We start from the raw sequence: 18,200 nt of genomic DNA, 5'->3' as shown, positions 1-18,200 counted from the left end.
CGCTGTCCTACGGCTCCAGGGTGTCGGCGGCCTCGACCTCTTCGCGCGTGATGCCCAGCAGATAGAGCACCGTGTCGAGGAACGGCACGTTCACCGCGGTGTGCGCGGCCTCCCGCACGACCGGCTTGGCGTTGAAGGCGACGCCGAGCCCGGCCGCGTTCAGCATGTCCAGGTCGTTCGCGCCGTCGCCGATCGCGACCGTCTGCTCCAGCGGCACCCCGGCCTCGGTGGCGAACCGCCGCAGCAGGCGCGCCTTGCCCGCGCGGTCCACGATCTCGCCCGTGACCCTGCCGGTCAGCTTCCCGTCGACGATCTCCAGCGTGTTCGCCTGCGCGAAGTCGAGCCCGAGGCGCTCCTTCAGGTCGTCCGTGACCTGCGTGAACCCGCCCGAGACGACCCCCACTTGGTAGCCGAGCCGCTTGAGCGTACGGATGAGGGTCCGCGCCCCCGGCGTCAGCCGGACCTCGCTGCGCACCTTCTCCACGACCGAGGCGTCGAGGCCCGCGAGCAGCGCCACGCGCGCGTGCAGCGACTGCTCGAAGTCGAGCTCGCCGCGCATCGCCGCCGCCGTCACCTCGGCGACCTTGTCCTCGCAGCCCGCGTGCGCCGCGAACAGCTCGATCACCTCGTCCTGGATGAGCGTCGAGTCGACGTCCATCACGACGAGCCGCTGCGCGCGCCGGTGCAGCCCCGCCGAGACGACCGCCACGTCCACGCCCAGCTTCGCGGCCTCTATGGCGAGGACGGTGCGCAGCGCCTCCGTCGGGGTGCCGGACACCGCGAACTCGACGGCCGTCACGGGGTACTTCGCGAGTCGGAAGATGCGGTCGATGTTGCCGCCGGTGCCGGTGATCGCGGCCGCTATCGACGCGGCCGACTCGGCGGTGAGCGGGTGGCCGAGGACGGTGACGTGGGAGCGGCCCGTGCCGCGCGGACGGTTGTCGCCGATGCCGGAGATGATCTCCGCCTGCATCTTCATCGACTCCGCCCAGCTGTGGACGGTCGACCGCAGATCTCCCTCGAGCCCGGCCGGCGGCTGGGTCACCAGGGCGCACAGGACGATGCGGCCGCGCGTGACGACCTGCTCGATGTCGACGACATCGACGGAGTAGGCGGCGAGGGTGTCGAAGAGCCCGGCGGTGATTCCGGGCCGGTCCTTGCCGAAGATCTTGACCAGAAGAGTGGGGACATCCGCCGGAACGTCCACGGGAGGGGCATCAGCGGTGGGCTGGGGCTGCGAAGCGCTCATGATGGGCCCTACGTTATCGGGCCTGTGTACGGACCCGGCAATCACGCCCACCATCTGAGCCCCGCCGGCGATCGAGGCGCGGGGTCCGGGGCAGAGCCCCGCGACCGCAACCCCGGACCACCCGTCACGGGTCGTACGGCCGGAGATACGGATTCGTATCCGGATTGGCCGGCCGATAGGGACGACTGGGCTGATACGGCCCCGCCGGCCCGGACGGCCCACCGTCCGAGGACGGCGCCGGCCGAGCCCTCCCGGTCGCATACGCAAGCACCGCTCCGAGCGCCCCCGCTCCCGCCCCCCACGCCGCCCCGAGCAGTACCGCCGCCCCGGCCCGCCCGTGCAGCTCGATGCCCGCCCCGAACGCGTCGAAGCCGAGGACGGAGAGCGAGGCCCCCGCCGACACGTCGGTGAGCCACACAAGGAGCGGCAGCGCGAGCGCCGTCACGCCCCCGAGCCGCAACGCGCACCGCCCCGCGAACCCCCATACGCCCCGCGTCACGGGCGAGCGCACCGCCGTCAGCACCCCGGCCAGCAGCATCATGACGGCCACCGCGACACCCAACAGCCACACCCTGCCGTCGAGTTCGGCGAGCCGCCCCAGCGTCACCGGCTCGTTCGCCGCCGCCCCGAGCAGCTCGTCCAGCGGATCCGGGAGCAGCTTCGCCAGCTCGCCCGTCGCCTTGCCGTCCCAGGGCACGAAGAGGCCGATGGGGATACCGAGCCACACCCCGTTGGGCGCCCCCAGCAGCGCGGCGCCCGCGATCCGCTTCGGATGGTCGTCGCCGATCAGCGCGTACGCCGCTGCCGCCAGGCCCGCGACGACCGCCATCAGCAGCACCGCGACGAGCGCCGAGGCGGCCGGGCGGACGGTCCTGTGCAGCGGGGCGAGCGCGCGCGGCAGCGGAGTGCGCCGCGACGCGAGCAGAGCGATGACGAGGACCCCCACCGCGAACGCCGCGCCGCCGAGCAGCGAGGGGACCGTCTCCACGGTGAACCCGACGGACGCCTTCGCGTCGACCAGATCGCCGACCTTGTCGGGCAGCAACTCGCCGATCCCGCCGGGCAGTTTGTCCGCGATGTCGTCGGGGAGCCCCTGTCCGCCGCCCGTGATGTCGTCGAGCCCCAGCTGCGATCCGTCGATCGTGATGATGTCGTGCCCGGCCCAGGCGAGGCCGCCCATCATCGCCACGAAGAGCGTCACCAGCGCGCCCGCGCGCGCGAGAAGTTCGCCGGGGGAGACCTCGACCCCCGCCGCCCGCAGGGAACGCAGGAAGAACCAGCTCAGCGCGAGCGCCCCCACCAGGCCCACACCGAGCGGCCAGACATCGATCGAGGTGTCCGCCTGCGCGCCCTCGAGCCCGAAGGCCGACACGTCCCCGGACGGCGTCACGCGACCGCCCGCCCCGAGCGCCACCACGGCCGCCGTCATCGGCCCGAGCGAAGCGACCGTGTCCGCCTCCAGCAAGTGCAGGCCGAGCGCCGCGACTCCGGCCATCGCGATGAACGCCCAGCTCACCGCGGCCACGGCGGACAGCAGGACATCACCGACGGGCACGCCTGCGCGCCGCCTCGCCCCTTGGCCGCTCTCCGCCAAGGCCATCAAGGACCCCCCGATCCGCCCCACCCTGTCCCCAAGGCCCCAGTTGCTCATGATCCGTAGGGAGTTGTGGGCGAGTACCACTCTCCGGGGCCGCATGCGTACCGTCAACGGGGCGGGAGCCAAGGGGCGTACGGGAGATACGAACGGGCTCGGCGCAAGGCCCGCCTTTCGGTCACGGAGGGCTTCCTGAAATAGTTCCTCACGATGTTCGACATCCCTAGACTCCCCATGACGGGGCAAAACTCGGGGGACAACTCAGTGGGGCATGGAGTGCCTGAACTCGTACTGGAATTGAATGGCAGGACCTGGTCGCTCGACGCGTCCAGGCCGTACACCCTCGGACGCGATCCGCAGGGCGACATCGTGCTCGACGACGCCCGGGTGTCCTGGCGTCACGCCACGATCAGCTGGGGCGGCCGCAGTTGGGTCATCGAGGACCACGGCTCGACCAACGGCACCTTCGTGCAGGGGCAGCGGATCCACCAGATGGAGATCGGCCCCGGCTCGTCCGTGCACCTGGGCAACTCCACCGACGGCCCGTGCCTGACCGCACAGGGCAGCGCCCGCGCCGCCGCCGTTGCCTCGCCGCACCAGGCGCAGCAGCAGGCCGCGGGCCTCGCGCAGCAGCCGCCTCCGCAGCAGTACCAGCAGCAGCCGAGCTGGTCCCAGCAGGCGCCGCAGCAGCGCCAGGAGCCGCAGCAGGAGTGGCAGCAGCGGCCCCAGGCGCAGAAGGTGCCGCAGCAGCAGGCCGCCGGCGGGGTCGCGGGGGCCCCGCCCGTGTACGGCGACCGCAGCCCCACCACGTTCCACCAGCTGGCACTGGGCCGCGTCATGCGCATCGGCCGCTCCCTGGAGAACGAGCTGGTCGTCTCCGACCTCCAGGTCTCGCGGCTGCACGCCGAGTTCCACGCGTCGCCCGACGGCCGCTTCGAGATCCACGACCTCGGCTCGCACAACGGCACGTACGTGAACGGCCAGCCGATCCCCAAGGGCGGCACGGCACTGCTCGGCCCGACCGACATCGTGGGCGTAGGGCACTCGACGTTCCGCCTGGTCGGCGACCGGCTCGAGGAGTTCGTCGACACCGGTGACGTCTCGTTCTCGGCGCGCCATCTGACGGTCACCGTCGACGGCGGCAAGGAGATCCTCAAGGACGTCTCCTTCGGCGTCCCCGAGAAGTCGCTGATCGCGGTCATCGGCCCGTCGGGCTCCGGCAAGTCGACGCTCCTGAAGGCGCTCACGGGCTACCGCCCCGCCGACAAGGGCGACGTCCTCTACGACAACCGGAACCTCTACAAGCAGTTCGCCGAGCTGCGCCAGCGCATCGGTCTGGTCCCGCAGGACGACATCCTGCACAAGGAACTGACCGTCAAGAAGGCGCTCAAGTACGCCGCCAAGCTGCGCTTCCCCGCGGACACCAGCGAGCAGGAGCGCCAGCAGCGCATCGACGAGGTGCTGCGCGAGCTCAAGCTGGACATCCACAAGGAGAAGAAGGTCACCTCCCTCTCCGGTGGCCAGCGCAAGCGCGTCTCGGTGGCCCTGGAGCTGCTGACCAAGCCGTCGCTGATCTTCCTCGACGAGCCGACCTCGGGCCTCGACCCGGGCATGGACCGCGACGTCATGCAGCTCCTTCGCGGACTCTCCGACGACGGGCGCACGGTCCTCGTCGTCACCCACTCCGTCGCCGAGCTCGCGCTCTGCGACAAGCTGCTCGTGATGGCGCCGGGCGGCGCGGTCGCCTACTTCGGCCCGCCGGAGGAGGCGCTCAACTTCTTCGGCTACAAGACGTGGGCCGACGTGTTCTCGGCGTTCGAGAACTACCGCGACTACGACTGGGCGGGCCGCTGGAAGGGCTCGCAGCACTACCAGATGTACGCGGCCGACATCGACGCCGTCGCCGCGCAGTCGGACCCGGTGGCGCCGCCCGCCGCGATCAAGCCGCCCAAGACGCAGCCCTGGGGCTCCCAGCTGATCACGCTGATCCGCCGCTACTGCTCGGTGATCGCCTCGGACAAGGGCTTCATGGGGCTGATGGTGATCCTGCCCGCGGTCCTCGGTATCGTCTCCGTGGTCATCCCGGCCGACTTCGGCCTGGGCCCGCCCAAGCCGCCGGCCAAGTTCAACGGGGACGCCGGCACGATCATGCTGATCATCGCGGTCGGCATGTGCTTCTCGGCCGCGGCCAACTCGGTCCGTGAGCTGATCAAGGAGCGGGTCATCTACGAGCGCGAACGGGCCACCGGCCTGTCCCGCTCCGCGTACCTGATGTCCAAGGTCATCGTCCTCGGCTTCATCACGGCCGTCCAGGGCGTCATCATCTGCGCCATCGGCTTCTCGACGCGTGACCTTCCGAAGGAAGGTCTGGTGCTGCCGCCGGCCGCCGAGCTGTGCATCTCGATCATCGCGCTCGGCTTCACGTCGATGATGTTCGGGCTCGTCATCTCCTCGCTGGTGAAGACCTCCGAGAAGACGATGCCGCTGCTCGTCATGTTCGCGATCGTCCAGGTCGTGTTCACCGGCGTGCTCTTCCAGATCTACGGCACCGTGGGCCTCGAACAGTTCGCCTGGCTGATGCCGTCCCGCTGGGCGGTCGGCGCCGCGGGGGCCACCCTGGACCTCGGCCGCCTGATGCCGCCGTGGGACCCGCAGAAGCCGAACGACCTGGACCCGCTGTGGGAGCACTCGGTCGGCCAGTGGGGCCTCAACCTCACGATCCTGATCCTGCTCGGCGTCGCCTGCGGCTTCGCGGTCGCGCGCCTGCTGCGGCGCCACGAGCCGGAGGTCATGCGCAAGTGACCGGCTTACGTACTCCGTACGTAAGAAACACGAAGGGCGGCACCGTACGGTGCCGCCCTTCGTGCCGTGGGGGTTCAGCGTGTGCCGGACCTGGAGGTCCCGACTACAGGATCAGTACGCGCTGTCCACGTTGTCGATGGAGCCGTACTTGTCGGCCGCGTAGTTGGCCGCGGCCACGATGTTGGCGACCGGGTCGGTCAGATTGTTGGGCGTGCCGTCGACGTGGTACGCGTCGAAGGTCGGCTGGATGACCTGCAGCAGACCCTTGGACGGCGTGCCGTTGATGGCGTTGATGTCCGTGCCGTTCACCGCGTTCGGGTCGCCGCCCGACTCACGCATGATGTTGCGGTGCAGGCCGTCGTACGAGCCCGGAATGCCCTTGTCCTTCATGATGGCGAGGGATTCCTTGATCCAGCCGTCCAGGTTGTTGGCGTAGACCGGCTTGCGGGCGGCGGCACGCGCGGCGGCCTCCTGGGCCTCGCGCTCCTTCTTCGCCTGCTCCTCGGCCTTCGCCTTCGCGGCGGCCTGGGCCTCGGCCTTGGCCTCCTTCTCGGCCTCGGCCTTCTTCTTCGCCTCGGCCTCCTGGCGGGCCTTCGCCTTGGCCTCGGCCTGCTTGGCCTTCTCGCTGGCGGCGGCCTGCTGGTCGGTGACGCTGGCGTGGACGTCCTTGATCTGCTTCGTGCCGGCCCCGGTGGTGAAGGCGACCGGAGCGGCGGCGACCGTCTCGTCCTTCGCCGAAGCCTGGGTGTCCTGACCCGGAACCAGCGTCACCGCGAGGGCGGCGGCACCGAGAGCGGCGACACCGGCGAGCGAGAACTTGTGGGTGCGGGTCAGCTGACTATGGCCGGCGTTGGCGTGCTTGGACATGAGATGGGGACCTCTCTAAGAACGGAAGTCGCTCGCCGACCGGGGGACCGGGCGGTCGTGTTTAGGACACGAACCCCACGGGTAGGACCCCGCGGCGCCGAACAACGATGGACATTCTTAGCGGCCGCAAAATGCCGAGGCAAAGGTGTGATCTACGAAGCCGGGTAGTGCGCCGAGGGGGTACGAAAAGGGACAGGAAGCCGATGTCCGACTTCCTGTCCCAGTGCTCCCATGGGACCTAAGTCCCTCAGCCATCCACTACGGACCTTCGTACGTGACGTGGGCCCTATGGGTGGCGTCACACGCACCCCATCCCGAACTCACCGGCAGTTGCCACTGCAACGCGCAGCGTGAGCCTTCTCCTCCGGAAGGATGAGGTGCACGTCGCCGAACTCGTGCCACAGGTAGCGCCCCCGCAGCGCCTCCTCGTACGCACGGTCCACCGCGGCCCGCCCCGCCACCGCCTCCAGCATCAGGAGATGAGAGGCCTCCGGCTCGTGCAGCCCGGTCAGGAGCCCGTCCACCACCCGTACCCCGCGCTCGGGCGTCACCACGAGATCCGTCCAGCCGCGCGCCGCCCGCACGACCCCCTGGCCGTCGACGGCGGACTCCACGGCCCGCACGGCGGTGGTCCCCACGGCGATGACGTTCTGCCCCGCGGCCCGCGCGGCGTTGATCAGCCGGGCCGACGCCTCGGGCACCTCGAAACGCTCCGCATAAGGAGGCTCGTGCGATTCGGCCGACGCCACCCCCGTGTGCAGCGTGATCGGCGCGAACTGCACACCCCGGCTCACGAGCCGCGACACGACCGACTCCGTGAAGGGCCGCGCCGCACTCGGCATCTCCGCACTGCCCGCCCCGCCGGCGTACGGCAGCGCGAACACCGTCTGGTAGGCGGCCAGCGGCTGGTCCCGCTCCGTGTAGGAGTAGCGGATGGGCCGCCCGCGCCGGCCGAGCAGCGCGGGCACGTCCCCGGACGCCCGCACCCACCACAGCCGCTCGCTCCCGGCGGCCAGCGGCTCCTCATATACGAGGCGTACGCCGCCGGGGAGTGCGACCACGGACCCGGCGGGCCCGCCGGGGCGCGGCCCCGTGGTGCCCCGCTCGTCCGGCTCCCGCAGCTCCACCGCCCAGCGCCCGTCGTCGCCGCGCGTCGAGAAGTGCACGACCACGCGCGCGTGCCCGAGCCGCCCGTCCACGGCGGCCGCCAACGTGGGGGACGTATTGACGACGAGCAGGTCCCCGGCCCGCAGCACGGACGGCAGCTCGGGGAAGCGGTGATGGGTGGCGGCGGTGCCGCGCGACACCAGAAGGCGTACGGACGATCTGTCCCGGCCGGGCCCCCGCTGCTCGGCCGGGACCCGCGCCGACAGCTCCTCGGGCACCCGCAGCGCCAGCGCCATCACGCCTCCAGGAGGGAAGGGGCGGAGTAGCGCCCGCTCGCGGGCCGCCGGTCCAGGAGCCGCAGGAAGGCGGGGGCCACGTCCTCGGGGCGCGGCACCTCGCTCAGATCCTCGTCCGGCTCGGCCGCCGCCAGCATCTCCGTGCGCATCCCGCCCGGGTCGACCGCCCACACCCGCAGGCCCGGCTCCTCCACCGCGAGCACCGCCGTGAGCTGGTCGAGGGCCGCCTTCGTCGACCCGTAGCCGCCCCAGGTGGGGTACGCCTCCGTGGCCGCGTCCGAACTCATGGCGATCACTGTCCCGGCCGGCGACTCGCGCAGCAGCGGCAGCGCCTCCTGGAGCAGCCCGAGCGGCGCCACCACATTGACCTCGAACGCCGCCCTGAAGTCGTCCAGCGCATGCCGGTCGAGCGGCACCAGCGGCTCCGCGCCCAGCACGCTCGCGTTGTTCACCAGCAGATCGAGCCCGCCCAACTCCCGCGCCGCGGCGACCAGCTCCACCCGGTGCCCGCCGTCCGCGACATCGCCCGGCACGGCCGTCACCGCTCCGCCGTGCTTGCGCAGCTCCGCCGCGGCCTCCTCCAGCGGCCCCGCGGAGCGCGCGTCCAGGACCAGATCCCAGCCCCGCTCGGCCAGCGCCGCGGCGAACGCCTTCCCGAACCCCCGCGAGGCCCCCGTGATGATCGCTACCGTCATGACAACCGTCCCCTTGAGTACGTCATCCGTTGTGCGTCGTGTCCTCAACGTAGGAATGCGGACCCCCTCGGCACCTCGTACGCGAGCAGCAACAACGCAGGGCCCTTCGCCCTACGCCGACCGACCTAGGCGAAGGGCGTCATCGGTCCGATCCGGCTGTCACACCCCGCCGGTACGGTGAGGTCATGAGTCAGGGTCCACGTACAGGCTTGGCCGCGGTGAGCGCCGCGCTCCTCGCCATGAGCAGGCATCTCGAGGTGCGCGACGTCCTCAAGACGATCGTCGCCTCGGCCCGCGAGCTGCTCGACGCCGAGTACGCGGCGCTCGGCGTGCCGGACGACCACGGGGGCTTCGCCCAGTTCGTCGTCGACGGCGTCAGCGAGGAAACGTGGAAGGCCATCGGCCCGCTGCCGCGCCAGCACGGCATCCTCGCCGCGATGCTGCGCGACGCGAAGACCGAGCGCCTCGCCGACGTCCGCGAGGACCCCCGCTTCGAGGGCTGGCCCTCCGCCCACCCGGACATGTCGGACTTCCTCGGTCTGCCCATCAAGGACGGCGAGGAGACCATCGGCGCCCTCTTCCTCGCCAATAAGAACTGCCCCAAGCCACAAGGCGGTTGCGGCTTCACCCAGGACGACGAGGAACTGCTCGGCATCCTCGCCCAGCACGCCGCCATCGCCCTCACGAACGCCCGCCTCTACGAGCGCAGCCGCGAGCTCACCATCGCCGAGGAGCGCTCCCGGATCGCCCACGAACTGCACGACGCGGTGAGCCAGAAGCTGTTCTCGCTGCGCCTGACCGCGCAGGCCGCCGCGACCCTGATGGACCGTGACCCGGACCGCGCCAAGGGGGAGTTGGGGCACGTGGCGGAGCTCGCGGCGGAGGCGGCGGACGAACTGCGCGCGGCGGTCGTCGAGTTGCGCCCCGCCGCGCTCGACGAGGACGGTCTGGTGGCCACGTTGCGCACGCAGGCCCAGGTGCTCGACCGCGCCCACTCGGCGCACGTCACGTTCACCACCAGCGGCATAAAGGCGCTGCCCGCCGCCCAGGAGGAGGCGTTGCTGCGCGTCGCCCAGGAGGCGCTGCACAACGCGCTGCGCCACTCCGGAGCCGAGAAGGTGCGGGTCACGCTCGACAAGCGCGGGCAGGGCGCCGTGCTGCGCGTCACCGACGACGGAGCGGGCTTCGACCCCAAGGCGATCCGCAGCGCGGGCCGCCACCTGGGGCTCGTCTCCATGCGCGACCGGTCGGGCGGCGTCGGCGGCCGGCTCACAGTGGATTCGGAGCCCGGCAAGGGCACCACGATCGAGATGGAGGTCCCCGGTGGCTGACCCGATCAAGGTACTGCTGGTCGACGATCACCAGGTCGTCCGCCGGGGCCTGCGCACGTTCCTGGAGGTGCAGGGCGACATCGAGGTCGTCGGCGAGGCCGCGGACGGCGCCGAGGGGGTCGCCCGCGCCGAGGAACTGAAGCCCGACGTCGTCCTCATGGACGTCAAGATGCCGGTCATGGACGGGGTCGACGCCCTGCGCCGGCTCCGCGAACTCGACAACCCCGCCAAGGTGTTGATCGTGACCAGCTTCACCGAGCAGCGCACCGTCGTGCCCGCCCTGCGCGCGGGGGCCGCCGGTTACGTCTACAAGGACGTGGACCCCGACGCCCTGGCCGGCGCCATCCGCTCCGTCCACGCGGGCCACATCCTGTTGCAGCCCGAGGTGGCGGGCGCCCTGCTCGCGCAGGAGGACGGCAACAACGGGCAGGGGAGAGGCGGTTCCCTCACGGAGCGCGAGCGCGAGGTGCTCGGCCTGATCGCCGACGGCCGCTCGAACCGGGAGATCGCCCGCGCCCTCGTCCTCTCCGAGAAGACGGTGAAGACCCATGTCTCGAACATCCTGATGAAGCTCGACCTGGCGGACCGCACCCAGGCCGCCCTGTGGGCCGTGCGGCACGGCGTCACGGGCTGAGGGGCACGCGCGGGCACACCGAAACGGCGGCAGCACGAAGCGGCGGCAGCACGGAGTGGCGGCAACTCGGAGCGTCATACTCCGTTCTGGAATTCATACCGTCGTGTAGATGTCCCCCGAATGGCGCATCCCTTCGGGCGGTGCCGCGTTCTCCAATGCGTGCTGCGGCGGTCGTGTCGCGGCGACCGCTAGGAGGATCCAGAAGTGATGAACCTGAAGAAGGCCGCGGCCGTCACCCTCGTGGCCGGTGGCCTTGTCGCCGCCGGCGCGGGCCTCGCCTCCGCCACCGACGGCGCGCAGGCCCACGGCCACGCCGCGAAGTCCCCGGGCGTCGGCTCCGGCAACCTGGTCCAGGTCCCGGTCCACGTCCCGGTGAACGCCGTGGGCAACACCGCCACGGTGATCGGCGCCCTCAACCCGGCGTTCGCGAACGACGGCTACAACGGCTGACGCGCGCTCAGGCTTCACCGGCCCCCGGGGTGTTCCCCGCGGGGCCGGTCCGCTTTCCGGGGATGGTTCTCCCGTTCGATGGCACGACTGGTCGAATCGTCGGTCCATTGATCCAATCGAGCGGATCCAGGGGGCGTCCCGTGTCTGCCGCGCGCCCCGCGCGTTTCTCAGCGTGCGACCCCGCGGCTGGGGTCGAACCGCAATATCTGGAGGAACGCTTCTCATGAACATCGCCAAGAAGGCCGCCGTGGCCGTCGCCGTCGCCGGTATCGCCGCGGGCGCCTCCGCCGGTGCCGCCTTCGCCGACTCGAACGCCGACGGCGTGGCCGCGAACTCCCCGGGCGTCGGCTCGGGCAACAACGTCGGCGTTCCGGTTCACGTCCCGGTGAACGTCGACGGCAACTCCGTCAACGTGATCGGCCTGCTGAACCCGGCCTTCGGCAACACCGCGGCGAACAACTGAGCTTCGCTGCCCCCGAGGCACAGAAAGGCCCCCACGGACCCGGTCCGTGGGGGCCTTTCCCCTTCCGTCACTGCTCTCAGCCCCGCTCCCGCTCCTCCACGAACGCGTTGTACGCGGCCACCTGCGCGCGCCGCGCCGTCCGCTCCACCGGGCGCAGCGCGAGCGCCCGCGCCCCCATCTCCGAGGCGCTCACCGCGCCCCCGTGCCCGCTCTCGTACGCCACGGAGATCAGCAGCCCCACCCGCTGCGCCAGCTCGAGCACCCGTACGGCCCGCCCCGGGTACCCCGGCGCGAGCGCCTCGCGCCCCCGCTCGGCCCGCGCCCGGTACGCGTCCACCGCGGCCTCGGACACCGGCCCGGACCCGGCGACGTCGAGCCGCGTCAGCACCTCGGTCGCGTCCCGCAGCGCCTCCGCCAGCTCCCGCTCGGCCTCGCTGAGCGAGGGCACATCCGCCGGCGGCGCCTCCCGCACGGGCAGGCAGTGCCACATCACCTCGGTGTGCACATCGCCCTCGGGACCGGCCTCGTACAGCTCGGGAACCAGTCCGAGCGCGGCGCCGTGACAGACCACCGCCTCCTCGGCCTCCAGGGCCCGCGCATTGAACTCCGGCGGCCCGCTGAGCCCCAGCGGATGGCCCGGCGCGGGCAGTGCCACGCGCAGCCCGCCGACGCCCAGCGCCCGCAGGCGGCCGAGCGCCAGCGTCAGGCCGACGGGCCCGTCCTCGCCCGGCAGCCCCGCCACGCGGTGTGACGCGTCCTCGCCGACAATCGCGAGCGCCGCGTCATCGGGCGCGACAAATCCGCCAAGAAGGGCATTTCCCCAGGCCGCGAGGCGTCCGGAGCGTGGTTCAGTGAGCATGCGCTCCACCTTAGAAGCCCGCAAAGCCGCCAAAAGCCAGACCGATGGAATGGACCGCTGGGGCGGTGGCGTAGGTTTTCCCTGGGGGCCGTGCCGAGCAGGAACAGTGCGAAGGCACGACGGACGCGGCGAACAGACGAGACTGCAATGGGAGACAACGCGCTCATGAGCGATGTACTGGAGCTGGAGGACGTATCCGTGGTCCGCGAGGGCCGGGCTCTGGTGGACCAGGTCTCCTGGTCGGTGAAGGAGGGGGAGCGCTGGGTCATCCTCGGACCCAACGGCGCGGGCAAGACCACCCTCCTGAACGTCGCCTCGAGCTACCTCTACCCGAGCGCCGGCACCGCCACGATCCTCGGCGAGACCCTCGGCAAGCCCGGCACGGACGTCTTCGAGCTGCGACCGCGCATCGGCATGGCCGGCATCGCGCTCGCCGACAAGCTGCCCAAGCGGCAGACCGTCCTGCAGACCGTGCTCACCGCCGCCTACGGCATGACGGCCGGCTGGCAGGAGGAGTACGAGGAGGTGGACGAGCGGCGCGCCCGCGCGTTCCTCGACCGCCTCGGCATGAACGAGTACCTGGACCGTAAGTTCGGCACGCTCTCCGAAGGAGAGCGCAAGCGCACGCTGATCGCCCGCGCCCTGATGACCGACCCCGAGCTGCTCCTCCTCGACGAGCCCGCCGCCGGCCTCGACCTCGGCGGCCGCGAGGACCTGGTCCGCCGCCTCGGCCGCCTCGCCCGCGACCCGATCGCCCCCTCGATGATCATGGTCACGCATCACGTCGAGGAGATCGCCCCCGGATTCACGCACGTCCTGATGATCCGTCAGGGCCGGATCCTCGCCGCGGGCCCGATCGAGCTCGAGCTCACCTCCCGCAACCTCTCCAAGTGCTTCGGCCTCCCGCTGGTCGTCGAGGAGAACAACGGCCGCTGGACCGCCACCGGTCTGCCCCTGAGCTGAGCGTCCACGCGCCCCCGCGCGGACCGGACGGCCCCTGTCCGCGCGGCAGTTGCCGATCTACCATGGCCGTGTGGCAGACATCGACGCATGGGTGTGGTGGCTGATCGGGGCGGCCGCACTCGGAATCCCGCTCGTCATCACCGCCATGCCCGAACTGGGCATGCTCGCCGTCGGCGCCGTCGCGGGCGCCGTCACGGCGGGCATGGGTGGCGGAGTCGTCCTCCAAGTGATCGTGTTCGCGGTCGTCTCGTGCGCGCTCATCGCGGTCGTACGACCCGTGGCCGCCCGGCACCGCGCCCAGAAACCTCAACTCGCGACCGGCGTCGAGGCGCTGAAGGGCAAACAGGCCCTCGTCGTCGAGCGCGTCGACGGCCAGGAGGGCGGCCGCATCAAACTCGGCGGCGAGATCTGGTCCGCCCGCGCCCTCGACACCGACGCCACCTTCGAACCGGGCCGCCAGGTCGACGTGGTCGAGATCGAAGGCGCCACGGCGATCGTCATGTGAACCGATATGTGGCCCGAACCAGCCCCGCCACGTGGGCAGTTCTGACACACTCGACGCGCAAGACTTCATGATCTTCCGGCGCGAGGGCGCCGGAACCACGACGGTACGAACGGTACGAGGGGCACGGGAGACTCGATGTCAGCGATCATCATCGTCCTGATCATTCTGGTGGTGTTGGTCTTCATCGCGCTGATCAAGACCATCCAGGTCATCCCGCAGGCCAGCGCCGCCATCGTCGAGCGCTTCGGCCGCTACACACGCACGCTGAACGCGGGCCTGAACATCGTCGTCCCGTTCATCGACTCGATCCGCAACCGCATCGACCTCCGCGAGCAGGTCGTGCCGTTCCCGCCGCAGCCGGTGATCACCCAGGACAACCTGGTGGTCAACATCGACACCGTCATCTACTACCAGGTGACGGACGCGCGGGCGGCCACCTACGAGGTCGCCAGCTACATCCAGGCCATCGAGCAGCTCACGGTCACCACCCTGCGAAACATCATCGGTGGCATGGACCTGGAGCGGACCCTGACATCCCGCGAGGAGATCAACGCGGCGCTGCGCGGCGTCCTCGACGAGGCCACCGGCAAGTGGGGCATCCGCGTCAACCGCGTCGAGCTCAAGGCGATCGAGCCGCCCACCTCCATCCAGGACTCGATGGAGAAGCAGATGCGCGCCGACCGTGACAAGCGCGCCGCAATCCTCACCGCCGAAGGCATCCGGCAGTCCCAGATCCTCACCGCCGAAGGTGAGAAGCAGTCCGCGATCCTCAAGGCCGAGGGCGAGGCGAAGGCCGCGGCGCTGCGCGCGGAGGGCGAGGCCCAGGCCATCCGTACGGTCTTCGAGTCCATCCACGCCGGAGACCCGGACCAGAAGCTGCTCTCGTACCAGTACCTGCAGATGCTCCCGAAGATCGCCGAGGGCGACGCCAACAAGCTCTGGATCGTCCCCAGCGAGATCGGCGACGCCCTCAAGGGCCTTTCGGGCGCCTTCGGCAACTTCGGCGCCACGCCGGGCAGCGACGCGAAGACGCCGCCGGTGATGCCGACCCCGCCCCAGCCGCGCCGCGAACAGCCGCCGATCGACTGACGCCCCTGACACCGCGAGGGCCCGCCGACCACATGGTCGGCGGGCCCTCGCCCTGTCACGTCCCTACGCGGCGGTCTGCGCCAGCCAGTCCGGCAGCCCGGCCCGCCCGCCGGCACCGAGCGACAGCAGCATCGCATCGGCGGGCGTCGGCTCGAACGGCTGCCGCAGCAGCGGCATCCCCGCCTGCTCGGGCGTCCGGTTCGCCTTGCGGTGGTTGTCGTCGGCGCAGGACGCCACCGTGTTCAGCCAGGAATCAGCACCGCCGTGCGACTTCGGCACCACGTGATCGACCGTCGTCGCCCGCTTGCCGCAGTACGCGCACCGGTGCTGATCCCGTACGAGCACGCCCCGCCTGGACCACGGCGCGCGTCTTCGGAACGGCACCCGGACGTACCTGCACAGCCTGATCACCCGGGGCACCGGGATGTCGATCGCGGCCCCGCGCATGCGCAGCTCGGGGTGGACCTGCTCGACGACGGCCTTGTCCTGCAGCACCAGCACGACGGCTCGATTGAGCGTCACAGTGGAGAGCGGCTCGAAGCTCGCGTTCAGCACCAGTGTGTCCCGCACCCTGCCCACCTCCCGTACGCAGCGGATCGCCCCTCGGCGTCCGTGCGTCAACTCTGGCCGTGCACGCCGAGATGGACAACGCAATAACTGCAGCCCCCTGGGGGACCAGGAAAAAAACTGCCCGCCCCTGATCAATTCCATGACCAGGGACGGGCAAACGTTCGGTGAACGCTGGGAAAGCGGATCAGCTCTCGGCGGGAGCCCCGTATTCGGCGATGACCTGGGCCCGGGCGATCGTGTGGAACCGCAGGTTGAACCCGACGAAAGCGGGAGAAGCATCCGAATCCGGACCCAGCTTCTCCTGATCCACCGCGTACACGGTGAACACATAACGGTGGGCCGGGTCTCCGGGAGGCGGCGCGGCGCCCCCGAATTCCTTCGTCCCGTAGTCGTTGCGCACCTGCACGGCGCCCTCGGGAAGCCCCTCGAACTTGCCGCTGCCGGCGCCCACCGGGAGTTCGGTCACCGAGGCCGGAATGTCGAACACGCTCCAGTGCCAGAACCCGCTGCCGGTCGGCGCGTCCGGGTCGAAGCACGACACGGCGAAGCTCTTGGTCTCCGCCGGGAAGCCCTCCCAGCGCAGGTGCGGCGACGTGTTCCCGGCCGCGTACACCTGCGCGTCGTCCAGCGTCCCGCCCGGCTCGAAGTCCTGGCTCACGACGGTGAACGACGGCACCTGCGGATGAAAGTCATGAGGAAGCGAAGCCCTCGTGGGCTGCTCGGTCACAACGACACCTCCTGGATCTACGGCAACACTGGTCCCACAGGGCCTGACGACCCTGCTCCTGAAACCCTAGAACCCTAGAACCAGTTCTTCTTGCTGCCGACCTCGGACAGCCACTGGTTCAGATACGCGGACCAGTCCGTGCCCTGGAAGTCGTGGTGCCCGACGACGAACGACCGGAACGTGTCGCTGCCCTCGCTGAACAGACCCGGCTTCTTGTCCATCTCCAGTACGACGTCCATCTCCCGGTCGTCGGCCACGAAGCTCAACTCGACCTGGTTGAGCCCCCGGTACTGCTGCGGCGGGTGGAACTCGATCTCCTGGTAGAACGGCAGCTTCTGCCGCGTACCCCGGATGTGCCCGCGCTCCATGTCCGCGCTCTTGAACCGGAACCCGAGCCGGATGAAGGCGTCGAGCAGCGCCTGCTGGGACGGCAGCGGGTGCACATTGATCGGGTCGAGGTCGCCCGAGTCGACGGCCCGAGCGATCTCCAGCTCGGTCGTCACGCCGATGTTCATGCCGCGCAGCTGCTGCCCGTCGATCGTCGTGACGGGCGTCTCCCACGGAATCTCGAGCCCGAACGGAACGGCGTGCACGGCCTGCGCCTTCAGCTCGAACGCACCCCCGAGCCGCACCTTGGTGAACTCGATGTCCTGCTTCGTCTCCTGGTCGTTGCCCTCGACCTCGACCCGCGCCTGCAGACCGACGGAAAGCCCCTCGATCTCCTGGTCGACGGACCCGCCCTGGATCCGTACCTCACCCTGAACGACACCACCGGGTACGACATTGACCTCGGTGAGCACCGTCTCCACGGACGCCCCGCCCGCACCCAGACTCGCCAACAGCCGCTTGAACCCCATGACCCGATCTCCTCCGTGTACGAACCACTGCTGATACTGCTGACTACAAACGCGGGACGCCCGCGCCCGGTTCCGCCGAGCCCCGTCCCGCCCGCTCCACTACCCTCGGAGGGCATGATCGCGGCCCCTGACCGTACGCCCCTCGTACGCGAGTTCTTCGACCGACCCGTACTGGAAGTAGCCCCCGACCTTTTGGGACGCACGCTGGTCCGGCAGACCCCCGACGGGCCGATCGAGCTCCGTCTCACCGAGGTCGAGGCCTACGACGGTGCGAACGACCCCGGGTCCCACGCCTTCAGAGGCCGGACCGCCCGCAACAGCGTGATGTTCGGACGCCCCGGACACGTGTACGTCTACTTCACCTACGGCATGTGGCACTGCATGAACCTGGTCTGCGGCGAAGAGGGCAGAGCGAGCGCCGTACTCCTGCGCGCCGGCGAGATCACGGACGGCGCCGAACTGGCCCGCGAACGTCGACTATCGGCCCGGCACGACAAGGAACTGGCCAAAGGCCCGGCGCGCATGGCCACGGCCCTCGCGGTGGACCGGTCCCTGGACGGCACCGACGCCTGCGCCGGCGCGGACGCCCCACTGAGGGTCCTGCACGGCAACCCCGTCCCCGCTGACCAGGTACGCAGCGGCCCCCGCACCGGCGTCTCCGGCGAGGGAGGCGTCCACCCCTGGCGCTTCTGGGTGGCCAACGACCCGACGGTCAGCCCCTATCGGGCTCACACGCCGCGCCGCCGCTCAACTTGACGCGCCCCTACGGGATCCGTAATGTGGCCCGAGCCGCTGAAGCCGGAACTGGCTCTCAGTCAACCACCGGAAGCGGCCAAACCACTCATTACGATCTCCCTCGACGGGGTCTTTTCGGCGTGCCCGCATGCCGAGATTCGAACCCGTGAAACTCGATTATGAGTTGCCGAGAGATTCGGCTAATGTGGTGGACACGCCGAAAGGCAAAGGCCCTCCAACGGCCACCGGAAATGAAATCCGAACCGGAAACGGAACGGAAAACGGATCTGGTAGAGTTGGAAACACGAAATCCCGAAGGGAAGCGCCCGGAGGAAAGCCCCAGAGAGTGTTCTGCGGGTGAGTACAAAGGAAGCGTCCGTTCCTTGAGAACTCAACAGCGTGCCAAA

At 70.4% G+C, this 18,200-nt stretch carries 17 protein-coding genes and 1 pseudogene; 9 read left to right on the top strand and 9 right to left on the bottom strand.

Annotation, left to right across the window (positions count from 1 at the left end):
* Window positions 1–7: 7 nt before the first annotated feature.
* Both serB and ACFV9W_RS29445 read right to left on the bottom strand, forming a co-directional pair.
* On the bottom strand, window positions 8–1,249 hold the full coding sequence (serB, locus tag ACFV9W_RS29450; RefSeq protein WP_385766683.1) for a phosphoserine phosphatase SerB: 1,242 nt from the start codon (window positions 1,247–1,249) through the stop codon (window positions 8–10).
* 139 nt (window positions 1,250–1,388) lie between these two features.
* A pseudogene (locus ACFV9W_RS29445) lies at window positions 1,389–2,849 on the bottom strand (streptophobe family protein); the annotation flags it as partial.
* A 270-nt stretch (window positions 2,850–3,119) separates the two neighbouring features.
* Here ACFV9W_RS29445 and ACFV9W_RS29440 point away from each other — a divergent pair.
* Window positions 3,120–5,645: an FHA domain-containing protein gene (locus ACFV9W_RS29440; protein ID WP_385766681.1), complete on the top strand. Its 2,526-nt coding sequence runs from the start codon at window positions 3,120–3,122 to the stop codon at window positions 5,643–5,645.
* A gap of 111 nt (window positions 5,646–5,756) precedes the next feature.
* Here ACFV9W_RS29440 and ACFV9W_RS29435 read toward each other — a convergent pair whose 3' ends face one another.
* The 3 genes from ACFV9W_RS29435 to ACFV9W_RS29425 form a co-directional block, all read right to left on the bottom strand.
* On the bottom strand, window positions 5,757–6,512 hold the full coding sequence (locus tag ACFV9W_RS29435; RefSeq protein WP_385766678.1) for a transglycosylase SLT domain-containing protein: 756 nt from the start codon (window positions 6,510–6,512) through the stop codon (window positions 5,757–5,759).
* A gap of 320 nt (window positions 6,513–6,832) precedes the next feature.
* Window positions 6,833–7,915 (bottom strand): S-adenosylmethionine:tRNA ribosyltransferase-isomerase, encoded by a 1,083-nt coding sequence (locus tag ACFV9W_RS29430; protein WP_385766675.1) that lies wholly within the window; start codon window positions 7,913–7,915, stop codon window positions 6,833–6,835.
* Window positions 7,915–8,610, bottom strand: coding sequence for an SDR family NAD(P)-dependent oxidoreductase (locus ACFV9W_RS29425; protein WP_385766673.1), 696 nt, complete (start codon window positions 8,608–8,610; stop codon window positions 7,915–7,917). The genes ACFV9W_RS29430 and ACFV9W_RS29425 overlap by 1 nt, the downstream gene beginning before the upstream one ends.
* A gap of 185 nt (window positions 8,611–8,795) precedes the next feature.
* Between ACFV9W_RS29425 and ACFV9W_RS29420 the strand changes: the two genes are divergently transcribed.
* From ACFV9W_RS29420 to ACFV9W_RS29405, 4 genes are all read left to right on the top strand, one after another.
* On the top strand, window positions 8,796–9,941 hold the full coding sequence (locus ACFV9W_RS29420; RefSeq protein ID WP_385766670.1) for a GAF domain-containing sensor histidine kinase: 1,146 nt from the start codon (window positions 8,796–8,798) through the stop codon (window positions 9,939–9,941).
* A complete protein-coding gene (locus tag ACFV9W_RS29415; RefSeq protein WP_385766667.1) occupies window positions 9,934–10,575 on the top strand; it encodes a response regulator in 642 nt (213 codons plus the stop codon). The genes ACFV9W_RS29420 and ACFV9W_RS29415 overlap by 8 nt, the downstream gene beginning before the upstream one ends.
* A 204-nt stretch (window positions 10,576–10,779) precedes the next feature.
* Window positions 10,780–11,025 (top strand): chaplin, encoded by a 246-nt coding sequence (locus tag ACFV9W_RS29410; protein WP_385766664.1) that lies wholly within the window; start codon window positions 10,780–10,782, stop codon window positions 11,023–11,025.
* A 223-nt stretch (window positions 11,026–11,248) separates the two neighbouring features.
* Window positions 11,249–11,488: a chaplin gene (locus ACFV9W_RS29405; protein WP_385766661.1), complete on the top strand. Its 240-nt coding sequence runs from the start codon at window positions 11,249–11,251 to the stop codon at window positions 11,486–11,488.
* Window positions 11,489–11,564: 76 nt separating this feature from the next.
* Here the strand turns inward: ACFV9W_RS29405 and ACFV9W_RS29400 are convergent, their stop codons facing one another.
* The gene (locus tag ACFV9W_RS29400; protein WP_385766659.1) at window positions 11,565–12,347 is read right to left on the bottom strand and encodes a hypothetical protein; all 783 of its coding nucleotides are present in this window, start codon (window positions 12,345–12,347) and stop codon (window positions 11,565–11,567) included.
* A 165-nt stretch (window positions 12,348–12,512) separates the two neighbouring features.
* Between ACFV9W_RS29400 and ACFV9W_RS29395 the strand changes: the two genes are divergently transcribed.
* The 3 genes from ACFV9W_RS29395 (at window position 12,513) to ACFV9W_RS29385 (ending at window position 14,904) form a co-directional block, all read left to right on the top strand.
* On the top strand, window positions 12,513–13,310 hold the full coding sequence (locus ACFV9W_RS29395) for an ABC transporter ATP-binding protein (RefSeq protein ID WP_385766656.1): 798 nt from the start codon (window positions 12,513–12,515) through the stop codon (window positions 13,308–13,310).
* A gap of 70 nt (window positions 13,311–13,380) precedes the next feature.
* Window positions 13,381–13,815, top strand: coding sequence for an NfeD family protein (locus ACFV9W_RS29390; RefSeq protein WP_385766653.1), 435 nt, complete (start codon window positions 13,381–13,383; stop codon window positions 13,813–13,815).
* A 135-nt stretch (window positions 13,816–13,950) separates the two neighbouring features.
* Window positions 13,951–14,904, top strand: coding sequence for an SPFH domain-containing protein (locus tag ACFV9W_RS29385; protein ID WP_385766650.1), 954 nt, complete (start codon window positions 13,951–13,953; stop codon window positions 14,902–14,904).
* A gap of 63 nt (window positions 14,905–14,967) precedes the next feature.
* Here ACFV9W_RS29385 and ACFV9W_RS29380 read toward each other — a convergent pair whose 3' ends face one another.
* The 3 genes from ACFV9W_RS29380 to ACFV9W_RS29370 form a co-directional block, all read right to left on the bottom strand.
* Window positions 14,968–15,474: an HNH endonuclease gene (locus ACFV9W_RS29380; protein ID WP_385766647.1), complete on the bottom strand. Its 507-nt coding sequence runs from the start codon at window positions 15,472–15,474 to the stop codon at window positions 14,968–14,970.
* 184 nt (window positions 15,475–15,658) lie between these two features.
* Entirely contained in the window at window positions 15,659–16,201 is a 543-nt protein-coding gene (locus ACFV9W_RS29375; protein ID WP_385766644.1) for a YbhB/YbcL family Raf kinase inhibitor-like protein, read from the bottom strand.
* A 74-nt stretch (window positions 16,202–16,275) separates the two neighbouring features.
* The gene (locus tag ACFV9W_RS29370; RefSeq protein ID WP_385766641.1) at window positions 16,276–17,058 is read right to left on the bottom strand and encodes a sporulation protein; all 783 of its coding nucleotides are present in this window, start codon (window positions 17,056–17,058) and stop codon (window positions 16,276–16,278) included.
* 114 nt (window positions 17,059–17,172) lie between these two features.
* Here ACFV9W_RS29370 and ACFV9W_RS29365 point away from each other — a divergent pair, with 114 nt between their 5' ends.
* Window positions 17,173–17,814: a DNA-3-methyladenine glycosylase gene (locus ACFV9W_RS29365; RefSeq protein ID WP_385766639.1), complete on the top strand. Its 642-nt coding sequence runs from the start codon at window positions 17,173–17,175 to the stop codon at window positions 17,812–17,814.
* The last annotated feature ends 386 nt before the right edge of the window (window positions 17,815–18,200 follow it).

It is taken from the genome of Streptomyces sp. NPDC059897, from assembly GCF_042730865.1.
Lineage (GTDB): Bacteria > Actinomycetota > Actinomycetes > Streptomycetales > Streptomycetaceae > Streptomyces.
Note: the sequence above shows the minus strand (reverse complement) of the source record. Positions and strands in the feature narration are given on the sequence as shown.